We start from the raw sequence: 14,421 nt of genomic DNA on the forward strand, positions 1-14,421 counted from the left end.
ATGAGCGATGAATCACCGGTCGATGGACTGATGTCACGACTGAGCCTGATCGAAGACCAACCGCTCGAAACTCGAGCTGCCGCCTTCACTCAGGTTCACGACGAACTGCAGCAGCAGCTCGAGGGCAAGGACGCGTTCTCGCGCAATGGTTAGCGTGCGGCTCGACGCAGCTCTCGCTGCTCGCGGTCTTGCGCGTTCTCGCACGCACGCCGCCAAACTGATTGCCGACGGTCTCGTCACGGTGTCAGGAATCGCGATTCCGAAAGCGTCCACTCCGGTGAGCGACGACCACGTCATCGAGGTCGCTGAGACCGATCATTACGTAAGCCGGGCCGCCCACAAACTTGTGGCGGGTCTCGACGCCTTCGGTATCGACGCGACTGACAAGCTCGCGCTCGATGTTGGCGCGTCGACCGGCGGCTTCACTCAAGTTTTGCTCGAACGAGGTGCTCGCGAAGTTATCGCGCTCGACGTCGGCCACGGGCAACTCGTCGACCTGATCCGGTCGGATGCCCGAGTGCGCGTTATCGAGCGAGAGAATGCCCGCTATCTCACCGCTGAATCTCTGGCGGAGTTGAGCGGGACATCCGAAATCCCCACGCTTGTGGTCTCTGATCTGTCCTTCATCTCGCTTCGCACCGTGCTCCCGGCGCTTCACGCTTCGGTGGGCGAAACCGCAGACTTTGTTTTGCTTGTGAAGCCGCAGTTCGAAGTTGGGCGAACCAACATTCGAGAGGGCATCGTGCACGGGGCCGCACTTCGTGACGAAGCGATCATGGGTGTGCTCTGGGCGGCGTGGGATCTTGGTCTCGGCACGGCAGGCGTCATCTCGTCACCGATCGCGGGAAACGCGGGAAACCGTGAGTATCTTGTGTGGCTGAGTGCCCCAGCCGGCAGCAACCCGACGGAGTGGATATCGCAGGTTGCTACCATCGCCTGAGCGATGAAGGCCTTGAGGTCGGACTACTTGCCGCTGGCGCCCTCGATAGCTGCTAGCGCGGCGCGAAGTCGTTCATCCGCTTGATCGGCAACAGCCTGAACTGCTGCGACTTCGCTCAGTTGAACCATGGTCTGGGGATTGATCGTCTGAACCGTAGTCGACTCTGCCGACTGGCTTCGACGGATGACGACGTTGCACGGGAGTAGCAGACCCATGTCAGGATCGGCGGCGAGTGCTTGCTCCGCGAGGGCCGGGTTGCATGCGCCCAGAATCAGGTAGTCGCCGACCGCATCCGCGCTTTCGGCGCCGAGTTTTGTGGTGAAGGTCGCTCGGATGTCAATTTCGGTGAGAACGCCGAAACCCTGGTTCGCTAGTTCGTGCTTCGTCACGGAAATCGCTTCCTCGTAAGGGAGCGGGACTGTGACGGTGAGTGCGTAGTTCATTGTTGTCTCCTTGGTGCTAGTTGGCGGAGATGATTCCCATCATCCCGTTGTCTTCGTGGTCGAGAATGTGACAGTGGTAGACGGTTTTTCCGCTGAAGTCCTCGAACGCGATCCGCACACGGGTGGTGCTGCGTGCGGGAATGTTTACGACGTCTTGCCACAGGAGGGTGTCGACGGGCTGCCCATCCTGTTCAATGATTTGCATTGGCCAGACGTGCAGGTGCAGCGGATGATCGAGGGTGCTGGTGTTTGTCAGCAGCCACTCCTCGACGCTGTCGAACTGCACGGTGGTGTCGATGCGGCTGGCATCGAATGGGCGGTCGTTGATCGTGGGGGTCATCATGCCTGCACCCATGCCGCCGCCCATGCCCATGGCGAAGACCAATTCGCGTCTCGCGTTCACAGTTTCTGTGCGGAGGTCGCGTTGGGCAGGTTGGCGCGGGATCGTTGGTCGCGCGTCGACGTTCTCGCCGACCACGGTAAACGTGGCCAGTGTGATTTCTTCGATGCTTCGAGAGGTGTCGCCGCCCATCATCATCCCGTCAGCCGAGCCGCGGTCATTGGGGAGGGTGCGCAGTGTGGCTGTTCCGGCACTACCGGTGACCAGAAGGTCTGCCCGGTTGCCGGGCGCGAGCAGGATTTCGTCGACTTCCTGTGGGGCTTCAAACCGCCCGGAGTCGATTCCAAGCAGGGTCATTTGCTGTCCATCAAGACGCAGTCGCAAGTAGCGGGAAACGCTGGCGTTGACGATGCGCCATCGCTCGCGTTCACCAGGTTGCGCGGTCAGATGTGGCGTGAGCTGCCCGTTGACAAGCACGAGGTCTCCCTCACGCCCGGACATTTCGTCCATTGGCGACGCCGATGGGATGTTTCCGCCTGAGGTGATGGTGATATCGGAGATGACGAGGAGGCGCTCCCGGTCAGCGGGGATCACTTCTGCGTCTTCGACGATGATGGCTCCGTAAAGCCCGCCAAAGACCTGTTCGGCGACAAAACCGTGGAGGTGCGGGTGATACCAGTACACGCCAGGTGGATGATCGGCCGGCACTGTGTATTGGTAGTCGAAGGACTCTCCTGCCGCGACCGTGACGAACATGTTGTCGCTGTTGTCGTTAGGGGAGACGTGGAGCCCGTGAACGTGCAAGTTGCTGGGATCTGCCAACCCATTGTTGAGGTTCACGTTGAGGGTGTCTCCCGCACGAACGCGCAGAGTGGGGCCCGGCAGGCCACCGTTGTAGCTCAGTGCGTTTACGTCCCGGCCAGCGATGCTTACCCGTTGGGGCGATGATTCGAGGTCGACCGTGAGCACGCCGTCTCTGCTGCGCAGCTCTACAGGCTCCGTGAAGGCGTTGCCGGATACGGTTCCCGACGACGATGACGAGGGGTGACGCTGATTGATGAAGAAACCGGTGCCGCCTACAGCGACACTGGCTACTCCGACTCCGCCGAGGATCAGAGCGTTACGCCGGCTGATGTCGCGCATTACGGGGACTCGTCGAGTACCCGAAGATGCTCTCGGTATTGTTCCTCAGTGAGCTCCCCGCGAGCGAAGCGTTCTTGGAGGATTCGTTTGGCGCCGGAGGCTTCATCGTGCCTCGGGTCCGCTGGTTTTTCGTTGCTCTTTGACGTGCTCGACGCCAAACGAACAATGACATAGACCAGCAGGGCGACGCCGACAACTGCCAGCACGCCGTATCCCCAAGCCCATCCCATGTTTCCGTAGTTCCACATCATTAGATTTGGTTCCTTTCGCATCGGATTGTGCCGCACAGCACACGATACCCCCGGAGGTATACAGGCGGCTGGGCGTGAACTGATTCGGCTCCACGCTGGGATTCGCCCGTGTGCACAGGAGCAATATCCCCAAAATCGTGTGCAGGGCGCACGTGGCTGTGGGAATCCGACAGAATGGTTAACGCAGGTTTCTGCTATCGCCGCGACCCACCAGCCGGTGGCGGCAAATCGAACAATCACTACGAATGAGAGGTGCACGGTGCAGTCCGAGAACTCTCATGCTTCTGATCGTCACATTCTGGTCATCGCTCACACCGGTCGTGCGGAGTCGCTGACGGCCGCCATCTCGGTGTGCCATCAACTCATCAGCGCAGGCATCGTGCCGGTGCTTGCGCCGGATAGCTACGAAACGATTCTGCAGGCGGAACCCGACCTCTCGCCGGTGCGACGCCTCGGCAACGAAGTCGAAACCGGAGAGCTCGAGCTCGTGATCGTGCTTGGCGGCGATGGCACAATTCTTCGCGCAGCCGAACTGACGCGGGGCTGCAGTGCACCGCTTCTCGGCGTGAACCTGGGTCACGTCGGTTTCTTGGCCGAGAGCGAACGCGAAGAACTCACGTCCACTGTGGAGCGCGCGCTGGCTCGCGATTACCTCGTTGAAGAGCGCATGACGCTGTCGGTGCGCGTGAAGGTCGATTCTGAGGTTGTCTACGAAACCTGGGCGCTGAACGAAGCGACCGTCGAAAAAGCGAGTCGCGAGCGCATGCTCGAAGTGGTCATTGAGGTCGATGGCCGACCGCTTTCCTCATTCGGCTGCGACGGCGTCGTCATGTCCACACCGACCGGCTCTACCGCTTACGCGTTCTCCGCTGGTGGCCCGGTGGTGTGGCCGAGCCTTGATGCTCTCTTGCTTGTTCCTCTAAGCGCTCACGCGCTATTTGCGCGCCCCATTGTCGTGGGGCCAGACTCGGCCCTCGCCGTCGAGGTTCTCGATCGCAATATGGGCATTGGCGTGTTGTGGTGCGATGGCCGACGCGCTTTCGATCTTCCGCGTGGTGCTCGTGTGATCGTGCGACGTTCACCGGTGCCGGTGAGACTAGCCAGACTGTCGCAAGGACCATTCACCGATCGTCTTGTCAAGAAATTCAATTTGCCGGTCAACGGATGGCGTGGGCCAGCATCGGAGGAGGGAACCGACTCGTGATCGAAGAGATCTCCATTCGCGACCTCGGTGTTATCGCTTCAGCACGACTTCCGCTGAGCCCCGGGTTTACCGCGCTCACGGGCGAGACGGGCGCGGGAAAGACGATGGTCGTGACCGCCCTGGGCCTCCTGCTCGGCGAGCGGGCCGATGCTGCCGCCATCCGGGCCGATAGCGATCAAGCATCCGTGGAGGGACGATGGGTCATTGACCCCACGTCTGCGGTCGCTGAGCGCGTGCGCGACGCCGGCGGTGACCTCGACGACGGAGAGCTTCTTCTTGTGCGCACCGTTGCGCGTGAGGGTCGCAGCCGTGCTGTGGTTGGCGGTCGTAGTGCTCCGGTCGGTGTGCTCACCGAGCTGGGCGACCAGCTCGTGGTCGTTCACGGCCAGTCTGAGCAGATCCGCCTCAAGTCGTCGACGGCTCAGCGAAATGCGCTCGACCGTTATGCGGGAGCCGAACTCGCGACCGTGCTCGGGCAGTATCAAACAGTGTTCCGTCGTTGGCAGGCGGCCCAGGGCGAACTCGATGTACTCGTTGCGGAAAGCGATCTTCGCAGTCGCGAGGCTGACGAACTCCGCGTCGCGATCGATGAGATTGAAGCCGCCGACGTGCGTCGCGGCGAAGACGTCGAGCTGACGGAACGAGCCGATCGTCTGGCGAACCTCGAAGGTCTGAGGCTGGCCGCTGAAGGCGCCCACGCGGTGCTGTCGGCGGATGACGCGGAGGAAGGCTCCGATGTAGTGGCCCTGCTTGCCAGCGCCCAACGAGGGCTTGAGCGGGTCGCCGAGCACGACGCGCAACTTGCCGCCATCGCTGAGGCCTTAGCGGCAGCATCCATCACACTGGGAGAAATCTCGACAGATCTTTCTGGCTACCTCGCCGGGCTGGATTCCGATGGTAGCCGCGAACTGGAACAGGTCGAAGATCGTCGCGGCCAACTTGCCGCTCTCGTGCGCAAGCATGGCGTGACCCTCGACGATGTCGTCGATGTGCTCGACACCGGCAGCCAACGCTTGCTGGAACTCGATAATGACTCCACCCGCATCGACGAGCTGCGGGCTCAGGTCGAAGCAGGTCAGTCAGAACTGATCGAGCTCGCAGCCAAGGTGAGCGACGTGCGATCTCGTAGCGCTGCACGGCTTGCTGCCGCGGTCACCGACGAACTCACCCACCTTGCGATGGCCAACGCCGAGATCGTGGTCACGGTCGAAGACCGCAGCGACTATTCGCTGAGCGGCAAAGATGAAGTGGCGATCCTGTTGCAGCCGCACCCGGGAGCACCGCCGCGTCCGCTTGGCAAGGGTGCTTCAGGGGGAGAGCTCTCACGGGTCATGCTCGCGATCGAGGTCGTCATTGCGGGCAACGATCCGGTTCCGACCTTTATTTTCGATGAAGTGGATGCGGGTGTCGGCGGTGCCGCAGCGATCGAAATCGGCAAACGGCTTGCTCTGCTGAGCCGCACCGCCCAAGTGATTGTTGTCACGCACCTGGCCCAAGTGGCCGCGTTTGCCGACAACCACCTCAGCGTCATCAAGGGCGACGACGGATCGGTCACGGCCTCCAGTGTTCACAAGCTTGAGGGGGAGGCGCGCATCGCAGAAATGGCGCGACTGCTCTCGGGATTGCCCGACTCGGAGTCTGGCCTTGCCCACGCCCGCGAGCTTATTCAGACCGCGCACGACCTCGAAAACGCTGCTCTCGGTCGCTGACGTTCGGACACAGTTTCGTGCACAGTTTTGGACTCACTTTCGCGCACACTTTCAGCCACATTTCCGGCCTCGCCGACGGCCTTAGCTGTTAAGCCGATAACGAAACACCCCTGCGCGGCGACAAAACAGCTCAACGAGGCATAGGATGGAACCCCGTGGTGGACAATACAAACGCGGTCGTAACAAAGCACATCTTCGTCACCGGAGGAGTCGTCTCTTCTCTCGGTAAAGGCCTCACGGCGGCGAGTCTCGGAAACCTGCTGACAGCACGCGGGCTCCGCGTCGTCATGCAGAAGCTGGATCCCTATCTGAACGTGGATCCCGGCACTATGAACCCCTTCCAGCACGGTGAAGTTTTTGTCACCGATGATGGCGCCGAAACTGACCTTGACATTGGTCACTACGAGCGCTTCCTCGACATCAAGCTCAACCAGGCAGCCAACGTCACGACGGGCCAGATCTACTCCGAAGTGATCGCCAAAGAGCGTCGCGGCGAGTACCTCGGTGACACCGTGCAGGTCATCCCGCACATCACCGACGAGATCAAGCGCCGTATGCGCCTGCAAGCTGCCGGCCCCTTCAGCGATGAAGACCCGCAGCCCGACGTGATCATCACCGAAATCGGTGGAACCGTCGGCGACATCGAAAGCCTGCCGTTCATCGAATCGGCTCGCCAGGTTCGCCACGAGCTAGGACGCAAGAACGTGTTCTTCGTGCACGTCTCGCTCGTGCCCTTCATGGCAGCCTCTGGTGAGCAGAAGACAAAGCCAACCCAGCACTCCGTTGCTGCATTGCGCTCGATCGGCATCCAGCCTGATGCTCTCGTGCTGCGCAGCGACCGCCCCGTCTCCGAGTCCAACAAGCGCAAGATCGCGCTCATGTGTGACGTTGAAGAAGACGCCGTGGTCAACGCGACCGACGCTTCCAGCATCTACGACATCCCTGAAATGCTGCACAGCCAGGGCCTCGACGCCTACATCATCAACCAGCTCGGGCTCGAAGCAAAGTCAGTGAACTGGGATGGCTGGAGCGAACTGCTCGAAGCCGTGCACAACCCCAAGAACGAGGTCTCCATTGGTCTCGTGGGCAAGTACATCGACCTGCCCGATGCGTACCTCTCGGTCACCGAAGCACTGCGCGCCGGTGGGTTCGCCAACAGCGCCAAGGTCAACATCCGTTGGGTTCCCTCTGACGAGTGCGAAACTCCCGAAGGCGCGGCCAAACAGCTTTCCGATCTCGACGGAATTATCGTTCCCGGTGGCTTCGGCGTGCGCGGCATCGAAGGCAAGCTGGGCGCCCTGAAGTTCGTTCGTGAGAACGGCATCCCCGCCCTCGGAATCTGCCTTGGCCTGCAGTGCATGGTTATCGAATACGCTCGCGATATGGCGGGCCTCGAAGGCGCATCCTCAACGGAATTCGATGCCGACAGCAAGTACCCGGTGATCGCGACGATGGCCGAGCAAGTCGACATCATCGCGGGTGGAGACATGGGCGGCACGATGCGTCTCGGTCTCTACAACGCCAACCTTGAGCCCGGCTCCATCGTTGAAGAAATCTACGGAGCGCCGACGGCCGCCGAGCGTCACCGTCACCGCTACGAAGTCAACAACGAATACCGCCAGCAGATTGCGGATGCCGGACTGAAGTTCTCGGGAATTTCGCCCGACCGCACCCTCGTCGAATTCGTCGAGTTGCCGCGCGAGGTGCACCCCTACTACGTGGGAACGCAGGCTCACCCCGAGCTGCTCTCGCGCCCCAACCGTGCCCACCCGCTGTTCCGTGGACTGGTCGCCGCTGCAATCGAGCGCCAAAAGTCCAGCCGCCTCTTTGAGGTGACTGAGCAGGATGATGCATAACGAACTCAGCGACGACCGCGTCACACCGGAGCTGCTGAGCGCCGAAACGGTGTTCGCTGGCCACGTGTGGAACGTAGACCGCGAGCGTTTTCAACTCGACGGTTCTGCGATCACTCGCGAATTTGTGAACCACACCGGCGCCGTTGCGGTGCTGGCCATGGATGAGCGCGACCGGGTGCTCCTGATCAAGCAGTACCGGCATCCGGTGCGCTTGCGTGATTGGGAATTGCCGGCTGGCTTGCTCGATGTCGTGAACGAGTCACCGCTGTTGGCGGCTCAGCGCGAATTGGCCGAAGAAACCGACCTGCAAGCCGAATCGTGGCATGTGCTCAGCGAGATGCTGACCTCGCCAGGCGGAAGCAATGAAGCGGTGCGCATTTACTTGGCCCGTGGCGTGAGCGCGACTGGGGAAGTGTTTGACCGCTATGCGGAAGAAGCCGGTATTGAGCTGCGCTGGGTTCCGCTGGAGGATGCCGTTGAGGCGGTTCTCGAGCGGCGCGTGCAGAACTCGATCCTGTGCCTCGGTCTCTTGGCGGCGCAACTCGGACGCGACCGTGGCTGGAACACGCTAGGCGCACCAGACGCACCGTGGCCGCGGCATCCGCGAAACTACGCTGAATAGCCTCTCGCGGTAGGTTGAGCGACATGACCGAGCCGGCGCGCCCCGTAGCGAAAAGCGCGATTGCAATCGCCGCAGAACGCTATCTGCGGCATCTGGCGATCGAACGCGGTCTTTCGGCGAACACTCTCGCAGCGTATCGCCGCGATCTTGACGGCTATCTGGCGTTTCTCAGTACGCGCGGTCTCAGCACGCCCGCCGCAGTGTCAGCGGATGACGTGACCGCCTTTGCGCACAGCTTGCGAGTGAATGCCGAGCGTCCGCTCGCGGCCTCCTCGGTCGCGCGCATGCTGTCGACAGTGCGCGGGCTGCACACGTTTTTCGTCGACGAATCGCTCGCGGTGGAGGACGTCGCGCATACCGTCGCGATTCCGAAGCAAGCGATGCGATTGCCGAAGGCGATCACGATCGACCAGATGGTTGCCGTTCTGGCATCCTTCCCGGGCGATGAGGTCATTTCGCTTCGCAACACTGCGCTGCTTGAGCTTCTCTATGCCACCGGTGCCCGCGTTTCTGAGGTCACGGCACTCAACGTCGACGACATGATCGACGGCGACATTGTGCGCCTGCTCGGCAAGGGCAACAAGCAGCGCATCGTTCCCGTCGGCAGTTTTGCGCAGTCGGCTATCGAGAAGTACCTCGTGCGTGCTCGTCCCGTGCTCTCGGCGAAGGGGGCGGCCACCCCGGCGTTGTTTCTCGGGGCGCGGGGAGCTCGGCTGTCTCGCCAAAACGTGTGGCTGATCATCCAGGCCGCTGCCGAGCGTGCAGAACTTGAGATCGATATCTCGCCGCACACCTTTCGGCACTCCTTTGCGACGCACCTTCTTTCGGGCGGTGCCGACGTTCGCGTAGTGCAGGAACTGCTGGGGCACTCCTCGGTGGCGACAACCCAGATTTACACCATGGTCACCGCTGACACGCTGCGTGACATGTACACGACGGCGCATCCGCGAGCACGTTAGCGAGCGCCGGGGGAGTGACGGGATGCCGTTGCTGGCTGATCGGCGACCCCGCTAACCCGCGTGTCGCGCTGCCAAACCTTCAACCTTTGGTAGAGGCGACCCTGCCGTGTCCGCGCGTGGGAGCGCGGGCTGCGACGGATGCGCGACGTAAACTTTTGGTATGACGACACAGCGCGAGAACGAATCGACGCTGGCGGGGTTGGATGTTCAGGCAATGGGCCCAACCGGCCGGCCGCTCACGGTTTTTCCGGAACCCCCACCGCTCACGGGCCACGGCCCGGCACGCATTATTTCGTTGTGCAACCAAAAGGGTGGCGTCGGCAAGACAACCACCACGATTAACCTTGGCGCCTCGTTCGCTGAATATGGCCGCCGCGTGTTGGCCATCGACTTCGACCCTCAGGGTGCGCTCTCGGCGGGCCTTGGCGTTCCCACTCACGATGTGCCCACGATCTACGACCTGCTGCTCGGCACGATCAAGAACCCGGCAGAAGCGATCGTTCACACCAAAGTGCCCGGTCTCGATGTCATCCCAGCCAACATCGACCTCTCGGCCGCTGAAGTGCACCTCGTCAATGAGGTCGCTCGCGAAACGATCCTGGCGCGCGTACTGCGCAAGGTCAGCGACCAGTACGACGTAATCCTCATCGACTGCCAGCCTTCGCTCGGTTTGCTCACCGTCAATGCGCTGACGGCAGCTCACGGCGTGCTCATTCCGCTCGAATGCGAATTCTTCGCGCTGCGCGGTGTTGCCCTGCTCGTGGAGACAATCGAGAAGGTTCAGGATCGCCTGAACCCCGCGATCAAGCTCGATGGCATCCTCGCGACAATGTTTGACGCGCGCACCCTGCACTCGCGTGAAGTGCTCGAACGCGTTGTCGAAAACTTTGGAGACGACGTTCTCGAGACCGTTATCGGTCGCACCGTGAAGTTCCCGGATGCCAGCGTGGCCGGTGCCCCCATCACGACCTTCGCCCCCGACCACTCTGCGGCGCACTCCTACCGCCAGGTGGCGCGAGAACTGATCGCCCGTGGCGCCGTCGCCTAGCGACGTGGACGAGACCGAGGCATCCGCACCAGGATTTTCGGTCTCTCTCAACAACTTCAACGGTCCATTCGACCTGCTGCTGTCGCTCATCACCAAGCATGAGCTCGACATCACCGAGGTGTCGCTGTCGCGCATCACAGATGAGTTCATTGCGTACCTGCGCGATTTCGAATCCGACAACGGATCGGATGACATCGACGAGCTCGATCAGGCCAGCGAATTTTTGGTCGTTGCTGCCACGCTGCTCGACCTCAAGGTTGCCGGGCTTCTTCCGCAGGGTGAGCTCGTGGATGCCGAAGACGTCGCGCTGCTCGAAGCGCGCGACCTGCTCTTTGCGCGTCTGCTGCAGTACCGCGCGTTCAAACAGGCGAGCGACTGGTTTGGTTCGCACTTCGAGGCGGAAGCGACGCGCACCGTGCGATCGGTGCGCTTGGAAGAGAAGTACCGCACTCAAACTCCCGAACTCGTGTGGACGCTCAGCCTCGACGATTTCGCCGCCCTCGCGTTCACGCCGCGCGAGATTCCGAGCGTGGGACTCGACCATTTGCACGCACCGCTCATCAGCATCCGCGAACAGGCTGCGCATGTCGTCGCGCTGTTGCGCGCGGGGGAGCCGAAGACGTTCCGCCAATTGATCGCCGGCGCCGAGTTGAAGGGCGTTGTTGTGGCGCGCTTCTTGGCTGTGCTTGAGCTGTATCGCGGCGGCAATGTTGCCTTTGAACAGATCGAACCCTTAGGCGAACTGACCGTGCGCTGGACTGCAGAACACTGGTCAGACGATAGCCTCGCTAATCTGGGAGCAGATTATGGAAACTGACGAACATACAGCCACCCCCGTTGTCGACCTCGCCCGCGGGCTCGAGGCGATCTTCATGGTTGCCGACCAGCCGCAGAGCCTCGTGAGCCTCGCAACGGCCCTGAACGCACCCGTGGCGGCGATCCGCAAGACAATCACTGCACTGTGCGCCGATTTCGACGGTGAAGGCGATGGCCCGCGACGCGGTTTTGAACTCCGCGAAGTCGGTGGCGGCTGGCGAATTTATGTGCGCGAAGACTACGACTCGGCCGTGCGCGACTTTGTTTATACGCAAAACCCATCGCGGTTGAGTCAGGCTGCGCTGGAGACTCTTGCGGTGATTGCATACAAGCAACCGATCAGCCGGGGAGCCATTGCTGCCGTGCGTGCGGTGAATGTTGACTCAGTAGTGCGTACGCTACTGAGTCGAGGACTTATTACGGAAGCGTTTACCGACAACGAGACGGGCGCCATCCACTACGAAACAACGGAGCTCATGCTCGTACAATTGGGGATCAACTCCATTGCTGAGCTGCCTCCCATCTCGCCACTTTTATCTGATGGTACGGACGGTTTTGATGAACAACGCTAATGGCTCAGGCCCCAGCAATCCCGAGGGCGAACGCCTTCAAAAAGTAATGGCCGCTGCCGGTGTGGCATCGCGTCGCGTTTCGGAAGACTTGATCTACCAGGGCCGCGTTGCGGTCAACGGCAAGGTCGTTGAAGAAGCTGGCCGTCGCGTGAAGCCGACCGACCGCGTGACGGTAGACGGTAGTGCGATCCAGCTCGACACCACCAAGCGCTACGTGATGCTCAACAAGCCCGTCGGCGTGGTGAGCTCCATGTCCGACGAGAGCGGTCGCCCCGACCTGATGCAGTACACCGGCAACTACGACGAACGACTCTTCAACGTCGGCCGTCTCGACGTGCAGACCTCTGGCTTGCTCGTCCTCACGAACGACGGCGAGCTTGCCCACGTGCTCGCCCACCCCTCTTTCGGCGTGATGAAGACCTACATCGCCAAGGTCGAAGGCACCGTGAGCGCTCAAACAATTTCGCAGCTCATGAAGGGCATCGAGCTTGAGGACGGCCCGATCGCCGTCGACAAGGCGCGATCGCTCGGCCGAGCATCCAACGACCAGACAATGGTGGAGCTCACCCTGCACTCGGGCCGCAACCGCATTGTGCGCCGGATGATGGAAGAAGTTGGCCACCCGGTAATCGAACTCGTTCGTCGCCAGTTTGGGCCGCTTAACCTCGGAAGCCTCGGATTGGGAAAGACTCGCAACCTCACGAAGGTGGAGTTGGGTGCAGTGCTGACGATTGCCCGCGAGGCCGAGGAACAGTCGTGAACCTAGGCCGCATCACTGGGCAAGTACGCATCGTTGGTGCGGGATTGCTCGGTGCCAGCATCGGCCACGGCCTGCGGGCCAAGGGCGTCGATGTGATTTTGCACGATGCGTCGCGCTCTAACGCAACCCTCGCGATTGACTATGGCGCTGGTCGTGCGCCGCAGGCTGACGATAAGCCGACGCTCGTGATTGTGGCGGTTCCGCCGGATGTCACCGCCGAGGTTGTCGCTCGCGAACTCATTGCTTGGCCGCGTGCCACGGTGACGGATGTCGCGAGCGTGAAGGTGGGCGTGCTCGAGGAACTCATTGCGCTGGGTGCCGATCTTGATCGCTACGTTGGCTCGCATCCTCTCGCCGGACGCGAACGTGGCGGCGCCATTGCGGCCCGCGCGGACCTGTTCATCGGTCGGCCCTGGGTCATCGGCAGGGGAGAGCCCTTCCGTCGTCGCGCGGTCGAAGATGTTGTCATCGAGCTGGGTGCTATTCCCGTCGCGATGTCAGCCTCCGATCACGACAACGCGGTGGCTCTGATTTCGCACGTTCCCCAAGTGGTGGCGAGTTTGCTCGCGCATCGGTTGGCGGGAGCATCCGATGCCGCTGTTGCTCTTGCTGGTCAAGGGCTGCGCGACACGACCCGCATTGCCTCGAGCGCCCCCGAGCTGTGGGTGCAGATTCTGGGGGCAAACTCGGGCCCCGTTGCGGAGATTTTGCGCGAGCTGCAGACCGAGCTCGGTGTGGCGATTGAGGCGCTCGAGACTCCGGATGCTCCGGGTGCCCGTCGTGCCCTCGCCGAAGTTTTGGCCGGCGGCAACGCCGGAGTCGCGCGGATTCCCGGCAAGCACGGAACGAGCAAGCACTACAGCCAACTCGTCGTCATGGTCGACGACAAGCCAGGCGAGCTCGCCCGACTGCTCACCGAAATCGGCGAAGCCGACGTGAACATGGAAGACTTGCGCCTTGAGCATTCACCGGGTGCCCAGTTCGGTTTGGCTGAAATCTCGGTGCTGCCCGAAAAGGAAGCCGTATTGATAAGCGAGCTTGAAGCTCGTGGTTGGAAGATTGCAGAGACTTTCGCGTGAACAAGAACCCGTCGTTTGTTGTGGTGGCCGTTGATGGCCCGGCCGGCAGCGGAAAGTCGAGTGTGTCGAAAGCGACTGCTCGCGAACTCGGCTTCGACTACCTCGACACTGGCGCTGCCTACCGCGGTTTTGCCCTGCACTGCCTCGAGCGCGGTGTCGACACCCTCGGGCCCGGTGACGTCATCGAGACGCTCCCACGTTTTGAGTACTCGATCGGGATTGACCCTGACAACTACTTTGTGAAGGTCGACTCGGAGATCGTGACCGACGACATCCGCGAACCCCGCATCACGGGCGTTGTCTCGAACATCGCACGCGTGCCCGAAGTGCGGCAGTACATGGTCGACCTGTTCCGCAGCATCATCGCGGGGAGCGAAAAACCCGGAATTGTGGTCGAAGGACGCGACATCACGACCGTGGTTGCACCGGACGCTCAGGCTCGAATTCTGCTCACAGCCAGTGAAGAAGCTAGGATGGGAAGACGTGCGGCCGAACTCTCCGGAGAATCGAGCACGACAACCGCGCAACAACTCAGTTATCGAGATGCGCAGGACTCCAAAGTCGTGGACTTCATGAACGCCGCCGATGGAGTCATCACCATTGATTCCACCAATCTTGACTTCGATCAAACCGTGACGGCCGTCGCGAGTTTTGTTCGCTCCAGCATGTAAACAAAGGA

At 61.5% G+C, this 14,421-nt stretch carries 16 protein-coding genes; 13 read left to right on the top strand and 3 right to left on the bottom strand.

The features are described 5' to 3' along the window. Positions 1-153, top strand: coding sequence for a hypothetical protein (locus tag ACWFSR_RS05910; protein ID WP_197110193.1), 153 nt, complete (start codon positions 1-3; stop codon positions 151-153). After that, complete coding sequence (locus ACWFSR_RS05915; RefSeq protein WP_447523310.1) at positions 146-940, top strand: TlyA family RNA methyltransferase; 795 nt, start codon at positions 146-148, stop codon at positions 938-940. The genes ACWFSR_RS05910 and ACWFSR_RS05915 overlap by 8 nt, the downstream gene beginning before the upstream one ends. A 23-nt stretch (positions 941-963) precedes the next feature. Here ACWFSR_RS05915 and ACWFSR_RS05920 read toward each other — a convergent pair whose 3' ends face one another. Genes ACWFSR_RS05920 through ACWFSR_RS05930 form a run of 3 tightly spaced genes read right to left on the bottom strand, consistent with a single transcriptional unit; the run spans position 964 to position 3,117 of the window. After that, positions 964-1,383, bottom strand: a complete 420-nt coding sequence (locus ACWFSR_RS05920) for a DUF302 domain-containing protein (protein ID WP_197110091.1) — start codon at positions 1,381-1,383, stop codon at positions 964-966. Positions 1,384-1,399: 16 nt separating this feature from the next. Further along, the gene (locus tag ACWFSR_RS05925; RefSeq protein WP_447523311.1) at positions 1,400-2,866 is read right to left on the bottom strand and encodes a multicopper oxidase family protein; all 1,467 of its coding nucleotides are present in this window, start codon (positions 2,864-2,866) and stop codon (positions 1,400-1,402) included. Then, on the bottom strand, positions 2,866-3,117 hold the full coding sequence (locus ACWFSR_RS05930; RefSeq protein ID WP_197110089.1) for an SHOCT domain-containing protein: 252 nt from the start codon (positions 3,115-3,117) through the stop codon (positions 2,866-2,868). Before ACWFSR_RS05930 ends, ACWFSR_RS05925 begins: the two co-directional genes overlap by 1 nt. A 259-nt stretch (positions 3,118-3,376) precedes the next feature. Here ACWFSR_RS05930 and ACWFSR_RS05935 point away from each other — a divergent pair, with 259 nt between their 5' ends. From ACWFSR_RS05935 to cmk, 11 genes are all read left to right on the top strand, one after another. Beyond that, entirely contained in the window at positions 3,377-4,321 is a 945-nt protein-coding gene (locus ACWFSR_RS05935; protein ID WP_197110088.1) for an NAD kinase, read from the top strand. Beyond that, a complete protein-coding gene (gene recN, locus ACWFSR_RS05940; protein ID WP_447523312.1) occupies positions 4,318-6,030 on the top strand; it encodes a DNA repair protein RecN in 1,713 nt (570 codons plus the stop codon). The genes ACWFSR_RS05935 and recN overlap by 4 nt, the downstream gene beginning before the upstream one ends. A gap of 155 nt (positions 6,031-6,185) precedes the next feature. Next, positions 6,186-7,886 carry a CTP synthase gene (locus ACWFSR_RS05945; RefSeq protein WP_447523313.1) on the top strand — a complete coding sequence of 567 codons (1,701 nt, stop codon included), beginning with the start codon at positions 6,186-6,188 and terminating at the stop codon, positions 7,884-7,886. Beyond that, entirely contained in the window at positions 7,876-8,508 is a 633-nt protein-coding gene (locus tag ACWFSR_RS05950; protein WP_231599716.1) for an NUDIX domain-containing protein, read from the top strand. Before ACWFSR_RS05945 ends, ACWFSR_RS05950 begins: the two co-directional genes overlap by 11 nt. Positions 8,509-8,531: 23 nt before the next feature. Next, positions 8,532-9,467, top strand: a complete 936-nt coding sequence (locus tag ACWFSR_RS05955) for a site-specific tyrosine recombinase XerD (protein WP_447523314.1) — start codon at positions 8,532-8,534, stop codon at positions 9,465-9,467. Between the two features lie 160 nt (positions 9,468-9,627). Next, complete coding sequence (locus ACWFSR_RS05960; protein WP_197105404.1) at positions 9,628-10,515, top strand: ParA family protein; 888 nt, start codon at positions 9,628-9,630, stop codon at positions 10,513-10,515. Beyond that, positions 10,499-11,332, top strand: a complete 834-nt coding sequence (locus tag ACWFSR_RS05965) for a segregation and condensation protein A (protein ID WP_447523315.1) — start codon at positions 10,499-10,501, stop codon at positions 11,330-11,332. The genes ACWFSR_RS05960 and ACWFSR_RS05965 overlap by 17 nt, the downstream gene beginning before the upstream one ends. Next, entirely contained in the window at positions 11,322-11,903 is a 582-nt protein-coding gene (gene scpB / locus ACWFSR_RS05970) for an SMC-Scp complex subunit ScpB (RefSeq protein WP_197105406.1), read from the top strand. Before ACWFSR_RS05965 ends, scpB begins: the two co-directional genes overlap by 11 nt. Then, positions 11,890-12,663 carry a pseudouridine synthase gene (locus ACWFSR_RS05975; RefSeq protein WP_197105407.1) on the top strand — a complete coding sequence of 258 codons (774 nt, stop codon included), beginning with the start codon at positions 11,890-11,892 and terminating at the stop codon, positions 12,661-12,663. The genes scpB and ACWFSR_RS05975 overlap by 14 nt, the downstream gene beginning before the upstream one ends. Beyond that, the gene (locus ACWFSR_RS05980) at positions 12,660-13,742 is read left to right on the top strand and encodes a prephenate dehydrogenase (RefSeq protein WP_197105408.1); all 1,083 of its coding nucleotides are present in this window, start codon (positions 12,660-12,662) and stop codon (positions 13,740-13,742) included. Before ACWFSR_RS05975 ends, ACWFSR_RS05980 begins: the two co-directional genes overlap by 4 nt. Beyond that, positions 13,739-14,413 (top strand): (d)CMP kinase, encoded by a 675-nt coding sequence (gene cmk, locus ACWFSR_RS05985; RefSeq protein ID WP_197105409.1) that lies wholly within the window; start codon positions 13,739-13,741, stop codon positions 14,411-14,413. Before ACWFSR_RS05980 ends, cmk begins: the two co-directional genes overlap by 4 nt. Positions 14,414-14,421 lie beyond the last annotated feature (8 nt).

Source organism: Salinibacterium sp. NYA9b (assembly GCF_976973725.1).

Coding starts and splice junctions, on each gene's coding strand:
- ACWFSR_RS05910 (WP_197110193.1), top strand. CDS start 1: ATGAGCGATGAATCACCGGTCGATGGACTGATGTCACGACTGAGCCTG.
- ACWFSR_RS05975 (WP_197105407.1), top strand. CDS start 11,890: ATGAACAACGCTAATGGCTCAGGCCCCAGCAATCCCGAGGGCGAACGC.
- scpB (WP_197105406.1), top strand. CDS start 11,322: ATGGAAACTGACGAACATACAGCCACCCCCGTTGTCGACCTCGCCCGC.
- ACWFSR_RS05925 (WP_447523311.1), bottom strand. CDS start 2,866: ATGCGCGACATCAGCCGGCGTAACGCTCTGATCCTCGGCGGAGTCGGA.
- ACWFSR_RS05950 (WP_231599716.1), top strand. CDS start 7,876: ATGATGCATAACGAACTCAGCGACGACCGCGTCACACCGGAGCTGCTG.
- ACWFSR_RS05920 (WP_197110091.1), bottom strand. CDS start 1,383: ATGAACTACGCACTCACCGTCACAGTCCCGCTCCCTTACGAGGAAGCG.
- ACWFSR_RS05955 (WP_447523314.1), top strand. CDS start 8,532: ATGACCGAGCCGGCGCGCCCCGTAGCGAAAAGCGCGATTGCAATCGCC.
- ACWFSR_RS05930 (WP_197110089.1), bottom strand. CDS start 3,117: ATGATGTGGAACTACGGAAACATGGGATGGGCTTGGGGATACGGCGTG.
- ACWFSR_RS05960 (WP_197105404.1), top strand. CDS start 9,628: ATGACGACACAGCGCGAGAACGAATCGACGCTGGCGGGGTTGGATGTT.
- ACWFSR_RS05915 (WP_447523310.1), top strand. CDS start 146: ATGGTTAGCGTGCGGCTCGACGCAGCTCTCGCTGCTCGCGGTCTTGCG.